Annotated in this window: 20 protein-coding genes, 4 tRNA genes and 3 rRNA genes; 12 read left to right on the forward strand and 15 right to left on the reverse strand. The window is 52.0% G+C overall.

What is annotated here, in order from left to right:
- Nucleotides 1-23: 23 nt before the first annotated feature.
- The gene (gene ubiK, locus FCN78_RS12775) at nt 24-290 is read left to right on the forward strand and encodes a ubiquinone biosynthesis accessory factor UbiK (RefSeq protein WP_069360751.1); all 267 of its coding nucleotides are present in this window, start codon (nt 24-26) and stop codon (nt 288-290) included.
- Between the two features lie 73 nt (nt 291-363).
- Here ubiK and ilvC read toward each other — a convergent pair whose 3' ends face one another.
- Nucleotides 364-1,848, reverse strand: a complete 1,485-nt coding sequence (ilvC, locus tag FCN78_RS12780; RefSeq protein WP_069360750.1) for a ketol-acid reductoisomerase — start codon at nt 1,846-1,848, stop codon at nt 364-366.
- A gap of 132 nt (nt 1,849-1,980) precedes the next feature.
- Here ilvC and ilvY point away from each other — a divergent pair, with 132 nt between their 5' ends.
- Nucleotides 1,981-2,844: an HTH-type transcriptional activator IlvY gene (gene ilvY / locus FCN78_RS12785; RefSeq protein ID WP_077659628.1), complete on the forward strand. Its 864-nt coding sequence runs from the start codon at nt 1,981-1,983 to the stop codon at nt 2,842-2,844.
- Nucleotides 2,845-2,921: 77 nt separating this feature from the next.
- Here ilvY and FCN78_RS12790 read toward each other — a convergent pair.
- The 7 genes from FCN78_RS12790 to FCN78_RS12820 all read right to left on the reverse strand — a co-directional run bounded on the left by FCN78_RS12790 (nt 2,922) and on the right by FCN78_RS12820 (nt 8,462).
- Nucleotides 2,922-2,998, reverse strand: a tRNA-Asp gene (locus FCN78_RS12790).
- 160 nt (nt 2,999-3,158) lie between these two features.
- Nucleotides 3,159-3,274 (reverse strand): 5S ribosomal RNA (gene rrf / locus FCN78_RS12795).
- Nucleotides 3,275-3,389: 115 nt separating this feature from the next.
- Nucleotides 3,390-6,276: ribosomal RNA gene (locus tag FCN78_RS12800) — 23S ribosomal RNA — on the reverse strand.
- A 312-nt stretch (nt 6,277-6,588) separates the two neighbouring features.
- Nucleotides 6,589-6,664, reverse strand: a tRNA-Val gene (locus FCN78_RS12805).
- A 9-nt stretch (nt 6,665-6,673) separates the two neighbouring features.
- A tRNA-Lys gene (locus tag FCN78_RS12810) sits at nt 6,674-6,749 on the reverse strand.
- 2 nt (nt 6,750-6,751) lie between these two features.
- Nucleotides 6,752-6,827: transfer RNA gene (locus FCN78_RS12815), tRNA-Glu, on the reverse strand.
- Nucleotides 6,828-6,908: 81 nt separating this feature from the next.
- A 16S ribosomal RNA gene (locus FCN78_RS12820) occupies nt 6,909-8,462 on the reverse strand.
- Together the 16S, 23S and 5S rRNA genes with 4 tRNA genes alongside form the textbook arrangement of a ribosomal RNA operon.
- A 596-nt stretch (nt 8,463-9,058) precedes the next feature.
- Here FCN78_RS12820 and FCN78_RS12825 point away from each other — a divergent pair.
- On the forward strand, nt 9,059-9,598 hold the full coding sequence (locus tag FCN78_RS12825) for a gamma carbonic anhydrase family protein (protein ID WP_077650188.1): 540 nt from the start codon (nt 9,059-9,061) through the stop codon (nt 9,596-9,598).
- Here FCN78_RS12825 and FCN78_RS12830 read toward each other — a convergent pair.
- The 3 genes from FCN78_RS12830 to hemF are packed head-to-tail and all read right to left on the reverse strand — an operon-like array spanning nt 9,595 to nt 11,597.
- A complete protein-coding gene (locus FCN78_RS12830) occupies nt 9,595-9,855 on the reverse strand; it encodes a DUF1488 family protein (RefSeq protein WP_077650187.1) in 261 nt (86 codons plus the stop codon). The genes FCN78_RS12825 and FCN78_RS12830 overlap by 4 nt on opposite strands.
- Complete coding sequence (aroE, locus tag FCN78_RS12835; RefSeq protein WP_077650186.1) at nt 9,852-10,676, reverse strand: shikimate dehydrogenase; 825 nt, start codon at nt 10,674-10,676, stop codon at nt 9,852-9,854. Before aroE ends, FCN78_RS12830 begins: the two co-directional genes overlap by 4 nt.
- Nucleotides 10,677-10,679: 3 nt before the next feature.
- Entirely contained in the window at nt 10,680-11,597 is a 918-nt protein-coding gene (gene hemF / locus FCN78_RS12840) for an oxygen-dependent coproporphyrinogen oxidase (RefSeq protein WP_077650185.1), read from the reverse strand.
- 178 nt (nt 11,598-11,775) lie between these two features.
- On the opposite strand from hemF, the gene purE reads away from it, so the two are divergent.
- On the forward strand, nt 11,776-12,258 hold the full coding sequence (gene purE / locus FCN78_RS12845) for a 5-(carboxyamino)imidazole ribonucleotide mutase (protein ID WP_077458615.1): 483 nt from the start codon (nt 11,776-11,778) through the stop codon (nt 12,256-12,258).
- A gap of 4 nt (nt 12,259-12,262) precedes the next feature.
- Entirely contained in the window at nt 12,263-13,411 is a 1,149-nt protein-coding gene (locus FCN78_RS12850; RefSeq protein ID WP_077659779.1) for a 5-(carboxyamino)imidazole ribonucleotide synthase, read from the forward strand.
- Here FCN78_RS12850 and FCN78_RS12855 read toward each other — a convergent pair.
- Genes FCN78_RS12855 through FCN78_RS12870 form a run of 4 tightly spaced genes read right to left on the reverse strand, consistent with a single transcriptional unit; the run spans nt 13,408 to nt 16,630 of the window.
- Entirely contained in the window at nt 13,408-13,965 is a 558-nt protein-coding gene (locus FCN78_RS12855; protein WP_077600249.1) for a DNA topoisomerase family protein, read from the reverse strand. The genes FCN78_RS12850 and FCN78_RS12855 overlap by 4 nt on opposite strands.
- A gap of 28 nt (nt 13,966-13,993) precedes the next feature.
- Nucleotides 13,994-14,467: a DUF494 family protein gene (locus FCN78_RS12860; protein WP_069362355.1), complete on the reverse strand. Its 474-nt coding sequence runs from the start codon at nt 14,465-14,467 to the stop codon at nt 13,994-13,996.
- A 2-nt stretch (nt 14,468-14,469) separates the two neighbouring features.
- Nucleotides 14,470-15,579, reverse strand: a complete 1,110-nt coding sequence (gene dprA / locus FCN78_RS12865; RefSeq protein ID WP_077458612.1) for a DNA-processing protein DprA — start codon at nt 15,577-15,579, stop codon at nt 14,470-14,472.
- Nucleotides 15,569-16,630: a LysM peptidoglycan-binding domain-containing protein gene (locus tag FCN78_RS12870; RefSeq protein ID WP_077659780.1), complete on the reverse strand. Its 1,062-nt coding sequence runs from the start codon at nt 16,628-16,630 to the stop codon at nt 15,569-15,571. The genes dprA and FCN78_RS12870 overlap by 11 nt, the downstream gene beginning before the upstream one ends.
- A gap of 117 nt (nt 16,631-16,747) precedes the next feature.
- On the opposite strand from FCN78_RS12870, the gene def reads away from it, so the two are divergent.
- The 7 genes from def to ccoG all read left to right on the forward strand — a co-directional run bounded on the left by def (nt 16,748) and on the right by ccoG (nt 24,126).
- On the forward strand, nt 16,748-17,260 hold the full coding sequence (gene def, locus FCN78_RS12875) for a peptide deformylase (protein WP_069362352.1): 513 nt from the start codon (nt 16,748-16,750) through the stop codon (nt 17,258-17,260).
- 7 nt (nt 17,261-17,267) lie between these two features.
- Nucleotides 17,268-18,212 carry a methionyl-tRNA formyltransferase gene (fmt, locus tag FCN78_RS12880; protein WP_069362351.1) on the forward strand — a complete coding sequence of 315 codons (945 nt, stop codon included), beginning with the start codon at nt 17,268-17,270 and terminating at the stop codon, nt 18,210-18,212.
- Between the two features lie 102 nt (nt 18,213-18,314).
- Nucleotides 18,315-19,601 (forward strand): 16S rRNA (cytosine(967)-C(5))-methyltransferase RsmB, encoded by a 1,287-nt coding sequence (gene rsmB / locus FCN78_RS12885; RefSeq protein WP_077659781.1) that lies wholly within the window; start codon nt 18,315-18,317, stop codon nt 19,599-19,601.
- An 18-nt stretch (nt 19,602-19,619) separates the two neighbouring features.
- The gene (gene trkA, locus FCN78_RS12890) at nt 19,620-20,996 is read left to right on the forward strand and encodes a Trk system potassium transporter TrkA (protein WP_077659782.1); all 1,377 of its coding nucleotides are present in this window, start codon (nt 19,620-19,622) and stop codon (nt 20,994-20,996) included.
- A 123-nt stretch (nt 20,997-21,119) separates the two neighbouring features.
- Nucleotides 21,120-22,151, forward strand: coding sequence for a GGDEF domain-containing protein (locus FCN78_RS12895; protein WP_069362348.1), 1,032 nt, complete (start codon nt 21,120-21,122; stop codon nt 22,149-22,151).
- A 93-nt stretch (nt 22,152-22,244) separates the two neighbouring features.
- Complete coding sequence (locus FCN78_RS12900) at nt 22,245-22,523, forward strand: YihD family protein (protein ID WP_069362347.1); 279 nt, start codon at nt 22,245-22,247, stop codon at nt 22,521-22,523.
- Between the two features lie 175 nt (nt 22,524-22,698).
- Nucleotides 22,699-24,126: a cytochrome c oxidase accessory protein CcoG gene (gene ccoG / locus FCN78_RS12905; protein WP_069362346.1), complete on the forward strand. Its 1,428-nt coding sequence runs from the start codon at nt 22,699-22,701 to the stop codon at nt 24,124-24,126.
- The last annotated feature ends 27 nt before the right edge of the window (nt 24,127-24,153 follow it).

The following is a 24,153-nucleotide window of genomic DNA, read 5'->3' on the forward strand; positions in this document are numbered from 1 at the left end:
GACAGTTAATAAAGGAGTATTCCATGTTTGACCCCAAAAAACTTGAGCAAATGGCCAAGCAAATTCACGACGCCATGCCTCAGCCTGTTAAAGAGTTAGGCACGGATATGGAAGGCCGTGTGCGCCAAGCCATCCAAGGCCAGCTGACTAAGCTGGATGTAGTAAGCCGTGAGGAGTTTGATGTACAAACCCAGGTGTTACTGCGCACCCGTCAAAAGCTCACCGAGCTTGAAGCCAAGCTGGAAGCCATGGAAGTAAAAGTGGGTCAGTCGACAGATAACCAAGAATAACCCTCGCAGATATAAAAAAGCCTGACCCTCAGGCCAGGCTTCTCTTCCGCGTTATCTCAAACGATCCGCGTTATTATTTGTCGAGCGCAATTTGCTTCATATCGGTCATATAGCCGCGCAATTCCTCGCCGATATACTCAATCGGGTGGTTGCGGATACGGTCATTGACCTCGATTAAGGTGGCATTGTCAACCTGGTTCGAGGTTTCTCCGAGTCCTTTACCAATCACATCTGCACCCACTGTTGGCATAAAGTGTTCGCGCAACAGCGGTGTCGCCACGTTTGCGAATAAGTAGTTGCCGTACTCAGCCGTATCGGAAATGACCACGTTCATTTCGTACAAGCGCTTACGCGCAATAGTATTGGCAATCAAAGGCAATTCATGCAATGACTCGTAATACGCTGATTCTTCGATAATGCCAGATGACACCATGACTTCAAAAGCAAGCTCGACCCCTGCACGCACCATAGCTACCATCAAAATGCCGTTATCAAAGAATTCCTGCTCACTGATGCTTACATCCGACTCGGGATAGTTTTCAAACGCGGTCTGTGCGGTTTCTTCACGCCATGTGAACAGATCTTTATCGCCGTTTTCCCAATCGGCCATCATGGTCGCGGAGAAATGGCCAGCGATGATGTCATCCATATGTTTGTTATATAGAGGACGCATCAGTTCTTTAAGCGACTCCGACAACTCAAAGGCTTTGATTTTCGCTGGATTGGATAAGCGATCCATCATGTGAGTGATGCCACCGAACTTTAGCGCTTCAGTAATGGTTTCCCAGCCATACTGAATCAATTTACCCGCATAACCTGGATCAACACCTTCTGCGATCATTTTCTCATAGCAAACGACCGAGCCTGCCTGCAGCATGCCACACAGGATGGTTTGTTCGCCCATCAGATCGGATTTCACTTCTGCCACGAATGAAGAGGCAAGTACGCCAGCACGGTGGCCACCGGTTGCAGCTGCCCACGCTTTCGCAATCTCAAAGCCTTCACCTTTAGGATCATTTTCTGGATGGACAGCGATCAGCGTCGGCACACCAAAGCCGCGTTTATATTCTTCACGCACCTCGGTACCCGGACACTTAGGCGCCACCATAACCACAGTAATGTCTTCACGGATACGCTGACCGACTTCGACAATATTAAAACCATGTGAGTAACCGAGCGCGGCGCCCTCTTTCATCAGTGGCATCACGGTTTCGACGACGTTGGAGTGCTGTTTATCTGGTGTAAGGTTAATCACCAAGTCTGCCTGTGGGATCAAATCTTGGTAGCTACCCACTTCAAACCCATGCTCAACCGCGTTCTGATAAGAAGGGCGCTTTTCATCAATGGCAGCCTGTCGCAGTGCATAAGCCACATCAAGACCCGAGTCGCGCATGTTTAAGCCTTGGTTGAGCCCTTGCGCACCACAGCCGACAATCACCACTTTTTTACCTTTGAGAAATTCGGCCTCGATGGCAAATTCGTCACGATCCATAAATCGGCATACGCCTAATTGTTCCAATTGTTGACGCAAATTCAGGGTATTAAAGTAGTTCGCCATGGGGTGCTCCATTGATTCAAATCCGTGATTGGGTGTGTTTTCACCGCGTATTTTTGATACTACCCTAACCACTATATTGCCTAAAGTGATATATTCACAACATAACATTGCAATTACAGCAACAATAAAATCATGAATGCAAAGCAACTCACGGGCTTTCTCCACCTCTGTGACACCAAAAGCTATACCCGGGCCGCACAGGCAATGCACGTCAGCCCTTCTGCGCTGAGCCGAATCATCCAACGTCTTGAAGAAGATATTGGGCAGCCGCTATTTATTCGTACCAATAAAGCGGTCGACCTCACCCCGGCGGGTAAAACGCTGCTGCCCGTTGCACGCGATATTCTGCAGCTTTGGCACACCACCAAAGCCAGTATCAATGAACATGCCTCTTTGCTCGGCGGTAAGCTCACGCTCTTTTGTTCGGTCACTGCAAGCTATAGCCATTTACCTGAGCTCCTCGCGCGGTTTCGTCAGCAATACCCAAACATCGAGCTACAACTGCTGACCGGTGATCCCGCCCAAGCAGAAGAGAAGGTGCAAGACAATAGCGCCGACATTGCCATTGCCGCTAAACCGAAACGCTTGTCATCCAGCTTGGTGTTTCAACCGATTGATACCGTGAGTTTATCGGTTATCGCACCGGCAATGGCCAGTAGTGGCATTGATTTGCAAGCCATTGATTGGCAGCACACACCTTTAATCTTGCCCGAAGCAGGAACAGCGCGCGAACTCGCTGATCAGTGGTTGGTCAGTAAAGGGATCGAGCCAAACGTCTATGCGCAAATAGCAGGCCACGAGGCGATTGTTAGTATGGTGGCATTGGGCTGTGGTATTGGTGTCGCGCCAGATGTAGTGATTGATAACAGCCCAGTAAAAGACAAGGTTGAGCGATTACGCCAAGAAATTGTGCAACCCCTCGAACTGGGCCTTTGTTGTAAAGCCTCCCGCGCTAAAGAGCCTTTACTCAACGCCCTACTCGACGTCATGCGATAAACACAAAAGCCCCAACACAATGATGCTGGGGCTTAAACGCAAAAAACCCCAGCTTTTCAGCTAGGGTTTTTAAGTAGTGGCGGAGTGGACGGGACTCGAACCCGCGACCCCCGGCGTGACAGGCCGGTATTCTAACCAACTGAACTACCACTCCGCACCAATTCTGTCTCATCAAAGTCTTACATATCATTGCTTTGATGATTAAATTGCGTGCTATGCGCAGGGAGTTTTGAAGCGAGACGCACAGTGTATGCCAATACATGAGCATCGCAGCTATCAAAAATCACAAGCAATAGGCGCAATTTATAATCAAAGCCTGGCGATGTCCTACTCTCACATGGGGAGACCCCACACTACCATCGGCGCTGCTTCGTTTCACTACTGAGTTCGGCATGGAGTCAGGTGGGTCCAAAGCGCTATGGTCGCCAAGCAAAATTTGGTGTGTCTTCACTTTTCAGTAAAAACACGAATCTAGAAAGCTGTTCGTTCTCGCCACAATCAACTGGCTTTATTTTAAGTCCAACCCAAAACCGCTTGGGTGTTGTATGGTTAAGCCTCACGGGCCATTAGTACAGGTTAGCTCAACGCCTCACAGCGCTTACACACCCTGCCTATCAACGTTCTCGTCTAGAACAACCCTTTAGAGAGCTCGAGGCTCTAGGGATGACTCATCTCGGGGCCAGCTTCGCGCTTAGATGCTTTCAGCGCTTATCTGTGCCGAACTTAGCTACCGGGCAATGCGTCTGGCGACACAACCCGAACACCAGCGGTTCGTCCACTCCGGTCCTCTCGTACTAGGAGCAGCTCCCCTCAATCATCCAACGCCCACGGCAGATAGGGACCGAACTGTCTCACGACGTTCTAAACCCAGCTCGCGTACCACTTTAAATGGCGAACAGCCATACCCTTGGGACCGACTTCAGCCCCAGGATGTGATGAGCCGACATCGAGGTGCCAAACACCGCCGTCGATATGAACTCTTGGGCGGTATCAGCCTGTTATCCCCGGAGTACCTTTTATCCGTTGAGCGATGGCCCTTCCATTCAGAACCACCGGATCACTATGACCTACTTTCGTACCTGCTCGAGCCGTCACTCTCGCAGTTAAGCGGGCTTATGCCATTGCACTAACCTCACGATGTCCGACCGTGATTAGCCCACCTTCGTGCTCCTCCGTTACACTTTGGGAGGAGACCGCCCCAGTCAAACTACCCACCAGGCACTGTCCTCACCCCGGATAACGGGGCTAAGTTAGAACATCAAACATACAAGGGTGGTATTTCAAGGATGGCTCCACAGCAACTGGCGTCGCCGCTTCAAAGCCTCCCACCTATCCTACACATGTAGGCTCAATGTTCAGTGCCAAGCTGTAGTAAAGGTTCACGGGGTCTTTCCGTCTAGCCGCGGGTACACAGCATCTTCACTGCGATTTCAATTTCACTGAGTCTCGGGTGGAGACAGCGTGGCCATCATTACGCCATTCGTGCAGGTCGGAACTTACCCGACAAGGAATTTCGCTACCTTAGGACCGTTATAGTTACGGCCGCCGTTTACCGGGGCTTCAATCAATGGCTTCTCTTGCGATAACCACATCAATTAACCTTCCGGCACCGGGCAGGCGTCACACCGTATACGTCATCTTTCGATTTTGCACAGTGCTGTGTTTTTAATAAACAGTTGCAGCCACCTGGTATCTGCGACTGCCCATAGCTCCATCCGCAAGGGACTTCACCGCGGGCAGCGTACCTTCTCCCGAAGTTACGGTACCATTTTGCCTAGTTCCTTCACCCGAGTTCTCTCAAGCGCCTTGGTATTCTCTACCCGACCACCTGTGTCGGTTTGGAGTACGGTTGCTACTTACCTGAAGCTTAGAGGCTTTTCCCGGAAGCATGGCATCAATGACTTCACCACCTTGGTGGCTCGACATCGTGTCTCGGCCTTGATTTCCCGGATTTGCCTAAGAAATCAGCCTACGCACTTGAACCTGGACAACCATCGCCAGGCCCACCTAGCCTTCTCCGTCCCCCCATCGCAGTAAGTAGCAGTACGGGAATATTAACCCGTTTCCCATCGACTACGCCTTTCGGCCTCGCCTTAGGGGCCGACTTACCCTGCCCCGATTAACGTTGGACAGGAACCCTTGGTCTTCCGGCGAGGAGGTTTTTCACCCCCTTTATCGTTACTCATGTCAGCATTCGCACTTGTGATACCTCCAGCATGCCTCTCAGCACACCTTCAACAGCTTACACAACGCTCCCCTACCCAATATCCATAAGGACATTGCCGCAGCTTCGGTGTATCGCTTAGCCCCGTTACATCTTCCGCGCAGGCCGACTCGACCAGTGAGCTATTACGCTTTCTTTAAATGATGGCTGCTTCTAAGCCAACATCCTGGCTGTCTGAGCCTTCCCACATCGTTTCCCACTTAGCGATAACTTGGGGACCTTAGCTGGCGGTCTGGGTTGTTTCCCTCTCCACGACGGACGTTAGCACCCGCCGTGTGTCTCCCGGATAGCACTTACTGGTATTCGGAGTTTGCAAAGGGTTGGTAAGTCGGGATGACCCCCTAGCCTTAACAGTGCTCTACCCCCAGTAGTGTTCGTCCGAGGCGCTACCTAAATAGCTTTCGGGGAGAACCAGCTATCTCCGAGTTTGATTGGCCTTTCACCCCTAGCCACAGGTCATCTCCTAACTTTTCAACGTTAGTGAGTTCGGTCCTCCAGTTGATGTTACTCAACCTTCAACCTGCCCATGGCTAGATCACTCGGTTTCGGGTCTAATGCAAGCAACTGTCGCCCAGTTAAGACTCGGTTTCCCTACGGCTCCCCTATGCGGTTAACCTAGCTACTTACATTAAGTCGCTGACCCATTATACAAAAGGTACGCGGTCACCCCATAAAAGAGGCTCCCACTGCTTGTACGTAGACGGTTTCAGGTTCTATTTCACTCCCCTCACAGGGGTTCTTTTCGCCTTTCCCTCACGGTACTGGTTCACTATCGGTCAGTCAGGAGTATTTAGCCTTGGAGGATGGTCCCCCCCTATTCAGACAAGATATCACGTGTCCCGTCTTACTCGTTTTCACGCCTAAGGCGCCGTCGGTTACGGGGCTATCACCCTTTATTGCCAGGTTTTCCAACCTGTTCACCTAACGCCTAAGCCGCTTAAGGGCTGCTCCGGGGTCGCTCGCCGCTACTGCCGGAATCTCAATTGATTTCTTTTCCTTCGGGTACTTAGATGTTTCAGTTCCCCGAGTTCGCCTCTTAGCGCTATGGATTCACGCTAAGATACCTGCTTATGCAGGTGGGTTTCCCCATTCGGACATCGATGGCTCAAATGCTTCTTACCAGCTCACCATCGCTTTTCGCAGGTTAGTACGTCCTTCATCGCCTCTGACTGCCAAGGCATCCACCGTCTACGCTTAATCACTTAACCATACAACCCCAAGAGGTTTTATTTACGTCGAGACTGTCTTAAAAAGAAATCTACGTCGCAAAACCACTGAGTGTTGAATCATCAACCAATTAAGGTTTTGTTTTTGCCGGACTCAAAATAGAGACTTTGCTTATGACTAAGACAAAGCCCAAGCACACTTGATTGTGTGAGTGACATTACATGTCACTGATTGAGAACTTTACTGTCATTCTTAAAGAATGACTTGTCAGCTTTCCAGATTGTTAAAGAGCATGTCGTTTATTGCTAAATAAACCACGTTCTAAAGATTCTTAAGCAAAAACCTTTAAAGCGTGGTGGGCGATACCGGGCTCGAACCAGTGACCCCCTCCTTGTAAGGGAGGTGCTCTCCCAACTGAGCTAATCGCCCACGATAGTGTGGTGGGTTGTACAGGATTCGAACCTGTGACCAATTGATTAAAAGTCAACTGCTCTACCAACTGAGCTAACAACCCAATGGCGTCCCATAGGGGAGTCGAACCCCTGTTACCGCCGTGAAAGGGCGGTGTCCTAGGCCTCTAGACGAATGGGACACGCTGATATGTTTGGGAACATATCCTCTTTAATACTTCAACCTATACAATCTGTGTGAGCACTCGCAACAATAGCGTCAGTAAGGAGGTGATCCAGCCCCAGGTTCCCCTAGGGCTACCTTGTTACGACTTCACCCCAGTCATGAACCACACCGTGGTAAACGCCCTCCCGAAGGTTAAGCTATCTACTTCTGGTGCAGCCCACTCCCATGGTGTGACGGGCGGTGTGTACAAGGCCCGGGAACGTATTCACCGTGGCATTCTGATCCACGATTACTAGCGATTCCGACTTCATGGAGTCGAGTTGCAGACTCCAATCCGGACTACGACAGACTTTAAGGGATTCGCTCCACTTCGCAGCTTCGCTGCCCTCTGTATCTGCCATTGTAGCACGTGTGTAGCCCTACTCGTAAGGGCCATGATGACTTGACGTCGTCCCCACCTTCCTCCGGTTTATCACCGGCAGTCTCCCTGGAGTTCCCACCATTATGTGCTGGCAAACAAGGATAAGGGTTGCGCTCGTTGCGGGACTTAACCCAACATTTCACAACACGAGCTGACGACAGCCATGCAGCACCTGTCTCAGCGCTCCCGAAGGCACGCCTCTATCTCTAAAGGATTCGCTGGATGTCAAGAGTAGGTAAGGTTCTTCGCGTTGCATCGAATTAAACCACATGCTCCACCGCTTGTGCGGGCCCCCGTCAATTCATTTGAGTTTTAACCTTGCGGCCGTACTCCCCAGGCGGTCTACTTAATGCGTTAGCGCCGAAAGCCAAAGTCTAAACCTCAACCTCCAAGTAGACAGCGTTTACGGCGTGGACTACCAGGGTATCTAATCCTGTTTGCTACCCACGCTTTCGCATCTGAGCGTCAGTCTTTGTCCAGGGGGCCGCCTTCGCCACTGGTATTCCTTCAGATCTCTACGCATTTCACCGCTACACCTGAAATTCTACCCCCCTCTACAAGACTCTAGCCTGCCAGTTTCAAATGCGGTTCCGAGGTTGAGCCCCGGGCTTTCACATCTGACTTAACAAACCGCCTGCATGCGCTTTACGCCCAGTAATTCCGATTAACGCTCGCACCCTCCGTATTACCGCGGCTGCTGGCACGGAGTTAGCCGGTGCTTCTTCTGCAGCTAACGTCAAGCCATGCACTTATTAAGTACACCACCTTCCTCACTGCTGAAAGTGCTTTACAACCCGAAGGCCTTCTTCACACACGCGGCATGGCTGCATCAGGGTCTCCCCCATTGTGCAATATTCCCCACTGCTGCCTCCCGTAGGAGTCTGGGCCGTGTCTCAGTCCCAGTGTGGCTGATCATCCTCTCAAACCAGCTAAGGATCGTCGCCTTGGTAAGCCATTACCTTACCAACTAGCTAATCCTAACTGGGCCCATCCCAACGCGATAGCTTACATGTAGAGGCCACCTTTGGTCCGAAGACATTATGCGGTATTAGCCGTCGTTTCCAACGGTTATCCCCCTCGTCAGGGCAGGTTCCCAGCCGTTACTCACCCGTCCGCCGCTCGACGTCCAGCAAATCCACCGAAGCTTCAATGCTGCCGTTTCCGCTCGACTTGCATGTGTTAGGCCTGCCGCCAGCGTTCAATCTGAGCCATGATCAAACTCTTCAATTTAAGTTTGGTGTTTCCGTAGAAACTGCTCAATGAATACTGATTATCTCCGAAGAGACAAACGAATTGACTGTGCCGAACAACTATAAAAGTTGTCGTTTGGTCACTCAGTTCATTGAATAAATCTTTTTGTCTATTCTTAACGAGTGCCCACACAGATTGCATAGGTCAAATTGTTAAAGAGCGTTGACTGTGCGAAGCGGCGCTTCGCTCGGTCAGGGCTGCGTATCTTACGCGCCTTACCGTTAAAGTCAAGAAGAAATTTTATCTTTTATTTTCAACCCAACCGGGTGAAACAAAACCTCTTTTTGACCTCCCTAACGCTTAGCGTTAAGTGGACGGCTATCTTAATCTTTTAAAAACTCACGTCAAGCGTTTATTTTTATTTGATTTTTTCCTCGATATGCTCGCTGAACGCTTGCCCTGCGTGCCGTGTCGATGGAGGCGCATTATAGAGAAGCTGATCAGGTTGGCAAGTCCTTTTTAGGTGTTTTTTAGAAAAAAACTGTCACTCGCTGTTTTTTTTCTCGCTAGGGTGTAAAAATGGTATCAAACTCGCCGCTATTTAGCACTGTTAAGAGAGAAAAGAGGGATTTGTGATGGTAAAACAGCTGCGCGCCTATAAAGGCATGAAGCCTCAGCTTGGCGAACGCGTCTATATTGATGAATCCAGTGTCTTAGCTGGCGATATCACGCTAGGCGATGATGTGAGTATTTGGCCGTTGGTTGCGGCACGTGGTGACGTGAACCATATCCAGATTGGCGCACGGACCAATGTACAAGATGGCTCAGTCCTTCATGTCACCCATAAAAATGCCGAAAACCCACAAGGTTACCCGCTGATCATTGGCGAAGAAGTGACAATCGGCCACAAGGTCATGTTACACGGCTGCCGGATTGGCAACCGAGTCCTCGTGGGAATGGGGACGATTATTCTCGATGACGCTGTGATTGAAGATGAAGTGCTGATTGGCGCTGGCAGTTTAGTCCCGCCCGGAAAACGCTTAGAGAGCGGCTACCTGTATGTTGGCTCACCGGTCAAACAGGTTCGCCCCCTTACCGACAAAGAGCGTGCTTATTTTGCACGCTCAGCGCAAAACTATGTCGACACCAAAGACATCTACCGCTGCGAGCGCTAGATCACCAAGCTGCCATCGGGTTCAAACGCTTCTGATTCGATGGCCGCTTCCATTTGCTCTTCAATATCAAACCAAACCTGTTCGACAATCACCTGCGCATTATCCGAGTCTACCGCACAGCCGGCGAGCGCAGATAAGGTGGTAAAGCGGACAGCGCATGGTAACAATGCACCATTAAGTTGGCCGTAAAAACAAACACGGGCCTTTGCCGTATCGACCTGCGCTTCGTCCGCAGCCAGAATAAGGGATTGGTTCATTGATTGAGTGCCTCTCTTAACTGCTCACGCACACGTTCGGTTTGTGGCCGACAGCCACGCCATAGGGCAAAGCTTTCCGCCGCTTGTTCCACTAGCATACCCAAACCGTCTAAACACCGCCCTGCTCCTTGGCGCTGCGCCCATTGATTGCTGGTTGTGCAGCCAGCTTGATACACCATGTCATAGACAGTGGTCGCTGGGCCAATTGCGCCGTGAGGAACAGGAGGATGGCTTTGATGTAAGCTCGCCGAGGTCGCGTTAATGATCACATCAACGGGCGCCGCCATGGGTTTATCCACGGCATGACGGGTGATCGGTCCGGCCTCACCAAATGCAGCGGCTAGTTGCTGGGCTTTTTGCTCGGTGCGATTCACCATCATCAGCGATGCTGGCGCTTGCTCCAGTAAAGGAAGTAACACACCCCGTGCTGCACCGCCCGCTCCCACAACCATAATACGCTTATCGCGCAGTGCCACATGGTGATAGTGTAAGTCAGTCACCAAGCCGGCCCCATCCGTATTATCACCCAGTAGGGAACCATCGCTTTGCTTAACCAGTGTATTCACGGCACCGGCGCGGCGGGCACGCTCTGTCAGTGTATCGGCCCAATCATACGCTTGCTGTTTAAAAGGCACGGTCACATTGGCGCCACACCCTCCTTGCGCAAAAAACGCCTGCATGGTGGTCACAAAGCCTTCAAGCGGCGCCTCAATGGCTTGATAGTCGATGTCTTGTTGAGTTTGTGTCGCAAATGCGGCGTGGATCTGCGGCGACTTACTGTGGCCAATCGGATGGCCGACCACGCAATAACGATCGGTCATCTGTTACCACTCCCTCGGTTTAAGATAGTCGCGATAGAGTCTCGCTTCCGGCGCGTCTTCATCGGGTGACCAATTATATTCCCAGCGCGCCATCGGCGGCATCGACATCAGGATAGACTCGGTGCGCCCGCCACTTTGTAAGCCAAATAGCGTGCCTCTGTCATACACCAAGTTAAATTCGACATAGCGTCCGCGGCGGTAAAGCTGGAAATCGCGTTCACGCTCACCATAGGGCGTTGCCTTGCGGCGCTGTACAATCGGCAGGTAAGCATCGATAAAACCTTTTCCAACCGCTTGGGTATAGGCAAAGCACTGCTCGAATGGCCATTGGTTCAAATCATCAAAGAAAAGCCCGCCGACGCCACGGGTTTCATCACGATGGGGCAGATAAAAATAGCGATCGCACCATGCTTTGTGATCAGCGTACACGCTATCACCAAAGGGCGCGCACAAAGCTTTGGCGGTCTCATGCCAGTGCTGGCAGTCTTCTTCGAACGGATAGAAAGGCGTAAGGTCAAAGCCGCCGCCAAACCACCACACAGGATCAGCGCCTTCTTTTTCGGCAATGAAAAACCGCACATTCGCGTGTGAGGTCGGCACGTAAGGGTTGTGAGGATGGATCACTAACGACACCCCCATGGCCTCAAAACAGCGACCGGCAAGCTCTGGGCGGTGCGCGGTCGCCGAGGCAGGCATTTGATCGCCAAATACGTGCGAGAAGTTCACTCCCGCTTGCTCAAATACGTGGCCCTGACGCAGGACGCGACTGCGGCCACCACCTCCTTTCTCACGCTCCCACGCATCTTCAATAAAATGCGCTTGACCATCTTCTTGCGCAAGCTGTTGGCAAATATCATCTTGAAGCTGGAGGAAAAAAGCCTTCACGGCTTGCTTATCAATTGTCGACTGACCGTGTGCCACGCTCACATCCTTTGTTACTGAGACTATATGCGTACTTTACCTGATCCACGCACTGGGATCTTGACGGAATTTCATCCCCCACCGCTGACGCAAACGTTTTCCTTGCGATGAAATCTGGGTATAATTCGCGCCACGCTCAGCTTAACCTATTCACGCTTGTCATCAAGAAGGACGTATTATGACTGTCGGTATCATCATGGGCTCGCAATCCGATTGGCCTACCATGACACATGCAGCGGCTATGTTGGATCACTTTGCCATCCCTTACGAAACCCGTATTGTCTCCGCCCATCGCACACCACAGTTACTTGCCGACTACGCCCAACAAGCGGCCGAGCGCGGGATTAAAGTGATTATTGCCGGTGCCGGGGGTGCCGCCCATCTACCTGGGATGACCGCCGCACACACCAGCCTGCCGGTACTCGGCGTACCGGTCCAGTCAAAAGCGTTAAAGGGCATGGACTCATTGCTTTCTATTGCTCAAATGCCTAAAGGCGTGGCAGTGGGTACGCTCGCCATTGGTGACGCAGGCGCCGCGAATGCAGGCCTCCTTGCAGCACAAATTCTCGCCACGGCCGACCCTGATTTGATGACAAAAGTGGATGCGTTTCGCCAAGTGCAAACTGAGGCTGTTCTCGCTCAACCCAACCCACAAGGGTAAAACCATGAATATTCTGGTGTTAGGCGCGGGACAACTGGCCCGGATGATGGCCTTGGCCGGCGCGCCGCTCAATCTTATCGTCAGCGCCTATGATGTGCGTAGTGGCGACATTATTCACCCACTGACGCTGCAACCACTGGGGCACGGCCTCAATACGGCCATCGCCGGCGCAGATATTATCACCGCGGAATTTGAGCATATCCCCGCCGATATCTTGCATCACTGTGAGCAAAGCGGGAAATTACGCCCCAGCGCCCAGGCAATTCTAACCGGTGGCGATCGCCAAATTGAGAAAGCCCTACTGATGCAAGCAGGCGTCGCCAATGCGCCGTACCGTGTGGTGTATACACAGGCGGATTTAGAAAAGGCAGTCGACGCACTGGGCGCGCCCTTGGTCCTCAAAAGTACCTTGGATGGTTATGACGGCAAAGGACAATGGCGCTATCGTGACGGCGATGATCTTCACGCATTATGGGCCGAGCTCGACGCCTTTCTCACCGCGCCCGGACAGCGCGATGGGCAAGCCATCATTGCCGAGGCTATGATCCCTTTTGACCGAGAAGTGTCACTGATTGGTGTGCGTGGCGCGAATGGTGAATTTGCCAGCTATAGCCTGACCCAAAACCACCACCATGATGGGATATTGACCCTGTCTGTGGTGCGCCCGGATGAGGATGCCTTGCAAACACAGGCAGCGGACATGTTGGAAAAGATTGCTAGCGCGCTGAACTATGTGGGTGTGCTCGCAGTGGAATTCTTTGATGTGGACGGCAGCTTGCTGGTGAACGAGATAGCACCTCGGGTGCACAACTCCGGTCACTGGACACAGCAAGGCAGCGCATGTTGCCAGTTTGAAAACCACCTGCGCGCCGTCAGCGGCTTACCCCTCGGCCCGACCGAGTTAATCCAGCCAACGGCGATGATTAATGTCTTAGGCCAAGGCAGTGTTCCGCTTGCGACCTATCGTGATGCCCATGTGCATTGGTATAACAAAACGCCTCGTCCGGGGCGCAAAGTGGGTCATATTAATGTCACGGCCACATCGAACGCAGAGCTTGCCACCAAATTAGCCAGCCTCGCCAGCTACCTCCCCGACAATGCTTTTCACGGTTTAAAATCGGCTGCACTGGCTCTTGCCGCGCAAACCGACTAATCCTCACTCTCCGATTCTGCAGCCGATTCACCTTGAATCGCGCTGCAGGGCTTATCGGCACATTGATGCACCGTCTTGCCGCCTTTCTTACGCTCCACCAGCAGCGCAAAGCCACATTGTTCGCAGGTGCCAGCTATCGGTTGTGCGTTTACTGCAAAATGGCACTTAGGGTACTGGTCACAGGCAAAAAAACGCTTACCGTAACGCGAGGTACGCTCCACCAGCTCACCTTTGTGGCAGGCAGGGCAGGTTAGGGTGGTATGATCGGGTTCGTCCGGTTTTTCGATATGCGTACATTGTGGGAACTGATCGCAGCCAATAAACATACCGAATCGACCTTGACGTAACACCAATTCTCCCTGATGACACGCCGGGCAAGCCACGCCAAGCGCTTTCACTACATGGCCATCGCCATGATGTAACGCCTTGGTATAGTGGCAGTCTGGGTAGGCCGTACAGGCCAAAAACGGGCCTCGTTTGCCCGATTTAAATGCAAGAGCGCTGCCACATTCCGGGCAGCGCTCCTGGGTGTTCGGGGTGTTTTCTTTACTCATTCACACCTTTCACTGTTGTTGAGAAGCGCTAGTGCACGTATCCCTCTTGTGCGTCGTACAGCATGTCTTCCATCTGTGTATACGCACGCTCGTTACCGGGCACGTTAAACAGCACCATCAAAATCACCCATTTTAGGTCATCAAGACCAAATTCTTGGGTCTCGAGTTCCATCACCCGATCGATCACCATTTCACGCGTTTCCGGTGACAGCACCCCAGCCTGCTCTAAGAATAAGAGGAAGCCTCGGCTTTCTTGGTCGATAAAGCGTGTTTCTTGCTCGGTATAGATTCGAATCGAGCTTTGGGCACTGCCTGATAGGTAAGGCTGTTTATCCGCATATTGCAACTGTGCCAGCTTTTCAAGCCAGTTCAGGGCTTTATATATATCGTCTTGATGAAAACCCGCGCGGGACAATTCATCTGCTAATTCGTCCTGATCGATCATCACTTCCACATCGCTATGGATGTAGGTTTCGAACAGGTACATAAGAATGTCCATCATGGCTAGCCCCTCCTCGTTCTGACATAGCCACCGGGTACTGCTGCTACAAGCCCCTGGAGTTCTAAGTCTAACAACTGCATCATGATTTCGTGAACCGGTTGGTTGCAGCGCTCAGCCAGTACGTCGACACACGTCGCGTTAGTCCCTACGTTAGCCAACAGCGCAGAAAATGGCAATCCTTCGTGCGTATCTAACTTGGGTGCATCACTAAATAATTCATGTTGCTGACTCACAGCAAACTGCACCAAGCTATCCACATCACTTATAATATCATCAACACAGTCAACTAACACCGCACCTTGTTTTATCAATTGGTGGCAACCGCGCGATTGGACTTGGTCAATGGGACCGGGAATCGCAAACACACTCCGGTTTTGCTCTAGCGCATAACGCGCCGTGATCAGTGACCCACTTTGCGGTGCGGCCTCTACCACCAATACACCCGCCGACAACCCACTGATCAGTCGATTGCGGCGCGGAAAGTGTTCGGCCCTTGGCGGCGCGTCTGGCCAAAACTCGGAAACCAGAGCCCCTTGCGCTTCAATTCGCTTGGCCAATGCGCGATGTCGCGCGGGATACACATTGGCAAGTCCGCTTCCCAACACCGCCAAAGTCTTACCGCCGCCTTCAAGTGCGCCTTTGTGTGCCCGGCCATCAATGCCAAGCGCAAGCCCACTGGTAATCGCAACACCATGCTCAACCAGTTGTTTAGCAAATTGATACGCTGTCTCTAAACCTTGTGGGGTCGCGTGACGGCTGCCCACCATCGCCAACTGGGGCATCGCCAAGCAAGAGAGATCCCCTTGCACATACAAGACCAAAGGTGGCCGTGAGATTTCTCTGAGTAGTGCCGGGTAGGCAGGATGATCAAAGCCAATAAGGTGGCAATTATCTTGCCTCGCCCACTTAAGGCTGCGTTCAATCATGGCATGGTTGGGGTGGGTGATCGCCTGACATTGCTCAGCGGTTAAGCCAACCGCGGCAAGCTCATAATGCGTTTGGTCACATAACGCATCGATGGGCACTTTGGCCAACAGCGCGCGCCGTTGCGAGACGCGCAACCGCGGCACTTGGGTCAGCGTCAACCATCCTCGCAGCGATTTATCGTCCATAGGCCGGTTGAGGAGAAGGCGGCACCGCATGCATGCCGGCTTTGATAGGCTGACGCGCTTGGGTGATCACCGCCAAACTAACCCAGGGATAGGCCCGAACCACCATGGTTTGTCCCACTGTCACATCAGGCATGGGTGTGATGGCCTGTGTCGTGCTTTCGTTCGCGTTTTGATAGCGATATTCACCGGGGCCATTTAACACGTTGGCGCCAGCTTCAGTGACAGTAAACATTTGCCCGGCGGTTACGCCATCTTTGGCGCCTTTATCGAGCACCACAAGCTGGCCATTCGCCACATACTCACTGCCATAAAGGTGCCCTAATAACGTGGCGTCGATTTGCGCCGCTTGGGGCCAAAACCGAGGAGACGTTTTCTCAGGCAAAGGTAACAAGACATCATTGGGGCGCACTTCCTGCACCACGCTTGTGAGTGTCAGCACACTGCGCCCTTGGCTTTGCGCACGGATACGCCCATCAGCCACATGTTTTAAGCTCACCATAGCGGTAGATTCAGCGCCAGCGCCTGACTTCTCGGTGCGCGAGAAAGTTTTCTCAACCCGAAAAACCTGCCAGTCTTTAGCATTCAGCGCGGCATCCACATATAGGGTATCGTGTAGGGAAAGATATTGACGTCCATCGGTCGAGCCAAGCACGCGAGGCAAGGCGACCAAGCGCGCTTTTTCGACCAACATGTCCTGTCGTAAATAGGGAAGCAGCCTCGAATCAACGCTGGTGAGTGCCGGTGTATCGGACACCTTTCCGTGCGGCGCGATCGCCTCTTGGGGCTGATAGCTGACGGTAGGTTGTCCTGCTTGCCATGTGAGCGTCAGCACATCACCGGGGTAAATTAGGTTGGGATCGTTTATAGCCGGATTCGCGTACCATACCTTGGGCCACTGCCAAGGGTTATCAAAAAAGGTGGCGGCGATGTCCCACAAGGTATCTCCCCGCTCAACCACATAACGCTGACTCTCGGCAGGACCGGCTGCCAGTATTGGTAGCGCGACAACCAATAACCCAGCAGCGGCCAGATTGAATAGCTTTCTTGTCATCAATGTCTTCCTCACCCGACGAATGATGCTGATGCTGTCAATTGGCTGGTAAAATGTCTAGAATTAACCCAATTACCCCGTGCCGCTTTCGGCACAGTTCAATTTTTATGAGACGTTATGGCTTTACTGAACGTATTAACATTCCCAGATGAGCGCCTTCGCACCGTGGCTAAGCCAGTGGATGCTGTCACGCCTGAGATCCAAAAAATGGCTGATGACATGGTTGAAACCATGTACGCCCAAGACGGTATTGGTCTCGCGGCCACGCAAGTAGATTTTCACCAACGCATGGTGGTGATTGATGTGTCTGACACCCGTGATCAACCCATGGTGCTTATCAACCCCGAAATCATCGAAAAGCGTGGTGAAGATGGTATTGAAGAAGGGTGCTTATCTGTGCCCAGCGCACGTGCATTGGTCCCTCGTGCGGCCGAAGTGACAGTAAAAGCGCTGGATCGCGATGGTAACCCTATTCAGTTTGATGCCGACGACCTACTCGCGATTTGTGTTCAGCATGAGCTTGACCATCTAGAAGGTAAGCTTTTTGTTGATTATCTTTCGCCACTGAAGCGACAACGCATCAAGCAGAAGATGGAAAAAATCAAACGCGCTAACCAAAAAGCAAGTTGAGGTCACTTTGAGCACACCGCTGCGTATAGTATTTGCGGGCACGCCGGATTTTGCCGCGCGCCATTTGCAAGCCCTGCTCGACAGTGAGCATGAGGTGATTGCGGCTTATAGCCGTGAAGATAAACCCGCTGGCCGAGGAAAAAAGCTTACCGCCAGCCCGGTGAAACAGCTCGCCCTTGAGCATGACTTACCCGTCTACCAACCCCGCACCTTGCGTGATGAACAAGCGCAAGCCGAGCTGGCTGCCTTGAATGCTGATGTGATGGTGGTTGTCGCTTACGGGCTTATTCTCCCCAAAGCGGTCTTGGATACACCTCGATTAGGCTGTGTGAATGTCCATGGCTCCATCCTGCCTCGCTGGCGTGGCGCGGCCCCTATCGAGCGAGCCGTATGGGCCGGCGACAATGAGACCGGCGTCACCATCATGCAGATGGATGAGGGGCTCGATACCGGCGACATGCTCAAAATTGCCACCTTACCCATTGATGAGAAAGAGACCAGTGGCAGCCTGTATCAGCGACTTGCAGAGCTGGGGCCGCAGGCATTGATCGACTGCCTTAATGACATGGCTAACGGCATTATTCTTGCCGAGCCACAAAACGATGCCAAAGCCAACTACGCTGAAAAGCTGAGTAAGCAAGAAGCGCAAATCGATTGGCAGCGAGATGCCGCCTTTATCGAACGTTGTGTGCGCGCATTTAACCCACGTCCGATCAGCTACTTCACCTTAGGAGAGCAAAACATCAAGGTATGGGACGCTAACGCACTAGATATCGACGTGGACGCGGCACCAGGCACAGTGATCAACACTGACAAACACGGCATTCAGGTCGCGACCGGAAAAGGCGTGATCCAGCTGACCCAACTTCAGCCACCAGGCAAAAAAGCCATGCAAGCACATGAGCTGCTGAATGCTCGCCGTGAATGGTTTGAAACGGGTACCCAACTGTAGGTTAATCGTGCCCTGCATGACGATAAGGCCAGTACGCTGGCCTTTTTTTATCTGGCTAACATCATCGTTTGATGCCAATTTGACCTTTGCATAGGTAAACATATGAATGTAAGAGCCGCGGCTGCCCGCGTTCTGTATCACGTGGTCGATCAGGGCCAATCACTGTCACAGCAGCTTCCTCTTGCTCAACAGCAGATCGCGCCACGCGACGCCGCCTTGTTGCAAGAGATGTGTTACGGCACGTTACGCTGGCTGCCGCGCTTAGAGTATATCGTGCAAGCCCTGATGGACAAGCCACTGAAAGGCAAGCAACGTGTTTTCCATCACTTGCTACTGGTCGGGCTGTATCAGATTAGCTACATGCGGATCCCTGCCCATGCAGCGGTGGCTGAAACTGTCAACGCCACCAAGCCATTGAAGCGCCCACAATTACGTGGATTGATTAACGCCATTTTGCGCAATTATCAACGCGATCAAGCGGCGCTAGACCAAGCGAGTCAAGCACACGAGGCCGGGCTTTATTGTCACCCCAGCTGGTTACTCAAACGCCTTCAGGCCGCCTACCCCTCCAATTGGCAAGACATTGTGGCGGCAAATCATCAAAAGGCGCCGATGTGGCTGCGTGTCAATCGCCAGTACCATTCACGAGAAAGCTACCACTCAGAGCTGCAACAAGCCGGTATTGGTGCCAGTGCTCACCCAGATGCGATGGATGCGCTGAAGCTCGACGCGCCGTGTGATGTGTCTCGCCTACCCGGCTTTGACCAAGGCTGGGTGTCGGTACAAGATGCCGCCGCGCAGCTGGCTGTCGATTATCTCCAACCCGCGTCTGCAGAACATATTCTCGACTGCTGTGCCGCGCCAGGCGGGAAAACCTGTCATATTCTTGAGCATCAACCTGATGCCATAGTGACGGCCATTGATGCCGATGAAAACCGCTTGTCGCGGATCAAAGAGAACCTGTCGCGGTTGGGCCTTAATGCTGAAGTGAAACACGCGGATGCCCGCGAGCCGAGCGCTTGGCATCAAGGGCCGACATTTGATCGTATTTTGCTGGATGCCCCTTGCTCTGCCACCGGCGTGATCCGACGTCATCCCGACATAAAGTGGCTGCGTCGTGACAGTGATATTCACGCCTTGGTCACGTTACAGGCAGAGATTTTAGACGCAATGTGGCAGCAATTAGCACCAGGCGGTACGCTGGTTTACGCCACTTGCTCAGTGTTACCGGATGAAAACAGCGAGCAAATCCGTGCCTTTTTAGCCCGTGAGCCTTCCGCGATACTACGCACCGGCACGCAAACGCAGCCTGGTCGCCAGATTTTACCAGGCGAAGACGACATGGACGGTTTCTATTACGCATGCCTAGAAAAGCCTTTATGCGACTAGGCAGGGAGTGACAGTAGCATGAAAATCATCATCTTGGGTGCAGGCCAAGTCGGCGGCACCTTGGCAGAAAACCTAGTGGGGGAAAACAACGATATCACCATTGTTGACCGCGCCCCGGAACGACTGCGTGAGCTGCAAGACAAATATGACTTACGTGTGGTGCAAGGGTTTGCCAGCCATCCGACCACGCTGCAAGAGGCGGGGGCTCAAGATGCGGATATGCTGGTCGCGGTGACCAACTCAGACGAGACCAATATGATCGCCTGCCAGGTCGCGTATACCCGATTTAATACCCCCAACCGTGTTGCCCGGATCCGCAGCCCTGAATACTTAGCGGTGAAAGAGCAACTGTTTAACAGTGATGCGTGTCCGGTTGACCACCTTATCGCCCCTGAAGAGTTGGTGACTCGTTATATTCGTCGTCTGATTGAATATCCAGGTGCCTTACAGGTGGTCAGTTTTGCTGACAAAAAGGTCGGTCTGGTTGCGGTTAAAGCGTATTACGGTGGTCCTTTAGTCGGAAAGGCCTTGTCGGCGCTGCGTGAACATATGCCGCATGTGGATACGCGTGTCGCCGCTATTTTCCGTCGTGATCGCCCGATTCGCCCGCAAGGTACCACCATCATTGAAGCCGATGACGAAGTATTTTTCGTCGCCGCGAGTAACCATATTCGTTCGGTGATGAGTGAGTTGCAGCGCCTTGAAAAGCCCTACAAACGCATCATGATTGTTGGTGGTGGTAATATCGGGGCAGGCCTCGCGATGGCGTTGGAGCGTCAATACAGTGTGAAGTTGATTGAACGTAACCTGACCCGCGCCGAGCACCTTTCTGAGTTACTGGAAGAAACTACGGTCTTTTGTGGTGACGCCTCCGACCAAGAGCTGCTCAGTGAAGAGCACATTGATCAGATTGATGTATTTATCGCGGTCACCAACGAAGATGAAGCCAACATTATGTCGGCGATGTTGGCGAAACGCCTTGGCGCCAAAAAAGTCATGGTGCTTATCCAGCGCGGCGCTTATGTGGATTTGGTGCAAGGCGGGGTAATTGATATTGCCATCTCCCCTCAACAGGCGACGATATCTGCGCTGCTCACCCATGTTCGCCGCGCAGACATTGTTAATGTCTCGTCACTACGACGCGGTGCCGCCGAGGCCATCGAGGCAATCGCCCATGGGGATGCATCCACCTCGAAAGTGGTCGGGCGCGCCATCGGCGAAATCAAACTGCCACCAGGTACCACGATCGGTGCCGTGGTGCGCGGCGATGAAGTGCTAATTGCGCACGACAAAACCGTGATTCAGCAAGACGACCATGTGGTGTTGTTCTTGGTGAACAAAAAATACATTCCTGACGTTGAGCGCCTGTTCCAGCCCAGTCCTTTCTTCCTTTAATCCTATCCTGCAGGCGTTGTTGCCTGCAGGCTCACGGTTTTTCGCTGTCTACTGCCGTTCCAATCACTTTGGGTATACACTAATAAAAGCTCTCTTGGTATCGACAACGCAGAAAGGAACGCCATGTCGGACGATCAATTTCAGCAATCTACCAGCTTCCTCAAAAAAGCGGTGCCTTTGATGATGAAATATAAGGTGCCGACCACGCCCACCAACTATGCCTTGTGGTACACCTATGTCGCCAATACCGACGCCAAACTTAACGCGGATGTCGATGCCACGGTGGATGAGCACGGTACCTGCAGCCCGCTGCAAAGCGATATGCTCTACCAAAAACACATGGCCGATAAACATAGTCGAGACATCAATGCATTAAAGCAAAGCTTAGAATCGATGATGACCGAAATGACTCACTCGATGTCAGATACGATCCAAGATACTGACGCTTTTCATTCGGTGCTCGATAACACCTTTGAACAGCTGTCACGGGTCGAAAACGAAGGGCTATCCATTGATGAGACCATTGCTGTGGTACGCAACGTGGTCAAAGACTCGCAAGCACTGACCCAGTCGACCCGCTACTTTAAGCACCAGCTTAATGACGCGCAGCAAGAGATTGCGCAATTGAAGCAAAACTTGGCAGAGATGACAGAACAAGCCACTCATGATGGCTTAACCGGTTTGCTTAACCGTGCAGCCTTTGAGCGCGAGCTCACCGCCTACATTGATAGCCCACAAACCTGGCCGTTTTGCTTGATACTCATTGATCTCGACCACTTCAAAAAGCTCAATGATACTTATGGTCATGTGCTCGGTGATATCGCATTAAAGCAGGTCGCTAAGCGGATCCTCGATTACTGTCGGGATGGCGTACAAGCCTTTCGCTATGGGGGCGAGGAGTTTGCGTTATTGGTACCACAAAAAAAGTTGAGTACCGCCAAACGCACCGCCGAAACATTGCGCGCCGCGATTGATCGCATGGTGATCAAAGACCGACGTCGCGGCCGAACCTTGGATCATATTACCGTCTCCATTGGCGTCGCAGAATATGATGAAGAGAAAACGGAGTCGAGTGCCGATCTGATTTACCGTGCCGATCAGCACTTGTATCAAGCTAAAAACTTAGGCCGTAATCGCGTGATGCCGATTAATTAATCACCACCTGAGCGGAAATTGATCCTGGCTAAGTTTCACTTCAGTGTGGTCGGGCAAAATGGCATTTTTTACGTGCCACACTAAGGATGCCCTATGCAATGCCACCGTATCAATGAGCTGCTCGACCTACTCAATCAATCTTGGCAAAAAACCCCTGACTGTTCTCTGATGCAAGTGCTCATCCAGATCGCTGATGAAGCGGGTCATGGTCAGGATATCACCACGTTATCAGACGATACCTTGATCTATCAGCTTAAGATGCGACTAGAAGACACTGATGCCCCCATTCCTGGGCTAGCCAAAGATTGTGAAGGCGATTTTAAAGCCGCGATTTTGCGCGCGCGCGGGATCCCGCCTCAGCAATCGTCGTGAAAGCAGTCTGGCTAATCGTCTGTTATAGCTAGATTTCATTGAGTTTGTGGCTATGTTGCAAACTATGACTCTGGTAGCGTATTCAAGGAATTCGCTGCGCTACAATTACAGGCAACAATGATAATCAGGGCCTGGCAATGCACCATGGACCCATACCCCAAGGAAAGCCAATGTCATGAGCGATAAAAAAATCAACGTCAAAGACGTGACTGCAAAAGAGTACAACCCCAAAACTCACAAAGGGGCTGACGACCGATTCAATCCGAGCAATCGTATTTATGTGCGTGCGGTAAAAGGCTATTACCAGCGTATGCGACGCTATATGGGCTGGTTTTTCATGCTGGTGTTCCTCGCCATTCCATGGCTCCCATACCAAGGACGCCAAGCCATCTTACTCGATATCGGTAATCAGAAGTTTACCTTTTTTGGCACCACACTCTGGCCACAAGACCTTACCTTGCTGGCTGCCTTGTTGATGCTCGCGGCATTTGGCCTTTTCTTCATCACCACCTTTCTTGGCCGCGTGTGGTGTGGGTACTTATGCCCGCAAACGGTATGGACCTTTTTGTTTATTTGGTTTGAGGAAAAACTCGAAGGCGCGGCCAATAAACGCCGCAAGCAAGACTCGTTAAAACTGACGCCTGAGCTAGCCGCGCGCAAAACCGCTAAGCATGCAGCGTGGTGGGCGATCTCCTTGGTGACTGGGATGACCTTCGTCGGCTACTTTGTGCCGATGCGCGAGTTAGCCATCGATTTAGTCACCTTTGATACCAGCTTCTGGGTCGGTTTTTGGGTGATCTTCTTTGCCGCTTGTACCTATGGTAACGCCGGCTGGATGCGCTCGATTATGTGTATCCACATGTGCCCTTACGCGCGCTTCCAGTCAGCCATGTTCGACAAAGACACCTTCATTGTCGGGTATGATGCCAAGCGCGGTGAAAAACGCGGCCCACGTCCTCGTAAAAAAGATCCGAAAGAGTTGGGGCTCGGTGACTGCATTGACTGTAATTTATGTGTGCAAGTCTGCCCAACAGGCATCGATATTCGTGATGGCTTGCAATACGAATGTATCAACTGTGGTGCCTGTATCGATGCCTGCGATGAAACCATGGATCGCATGGGCTATGAGCGTGGACTGATTAGCTACACCACCGAGCACAAACTAGAAGGCAAGAAAACGGCCGTGATGCGACCTAAGCTCCTTGGCTACGGGGTTGTCATGACTATCGTGACTGCCATGTTTATCTATTTGGCGATGTCAGTGATGCCCATGGAGCTGGATGTGATTCGTGACCGTAACCAGCTTTATCGCATCAACAACCAAGGATTAGTCGAAAACACCTATACCTTAAAAATCCTCAATAAAACCCAATCGGATGAGATCTATCAGCTGTCAGTGAATGGGCTAAACGATGTGGAATGGCATGGCCCGCAGACGGTCAATGTCCAAGCCGGAGAAGTGTTCTCATTACCCATCAGCCTCGCGGTTGATACCTATGAGATGGAACAGCGTATCGCTGATATCACTTTTGTGATGGAACGCGAATCGGGTGAGGAGCAAAAAGTGGTCACGGCGGAGAGTCGGTTTATCACTGACCTTTAATCGCCACACCGTATGCAGACGAAAAGG

The organism is Salinivibrio kushneri (assembly GCF_005280275.1).
GTDB classification, from domain to species: Bacteria; Pseudomonadota; Gammaproteobacteria; order Enterobacterales; family Vibrionaceae; genus Salinivibrio; species Salinivibrio kushneri.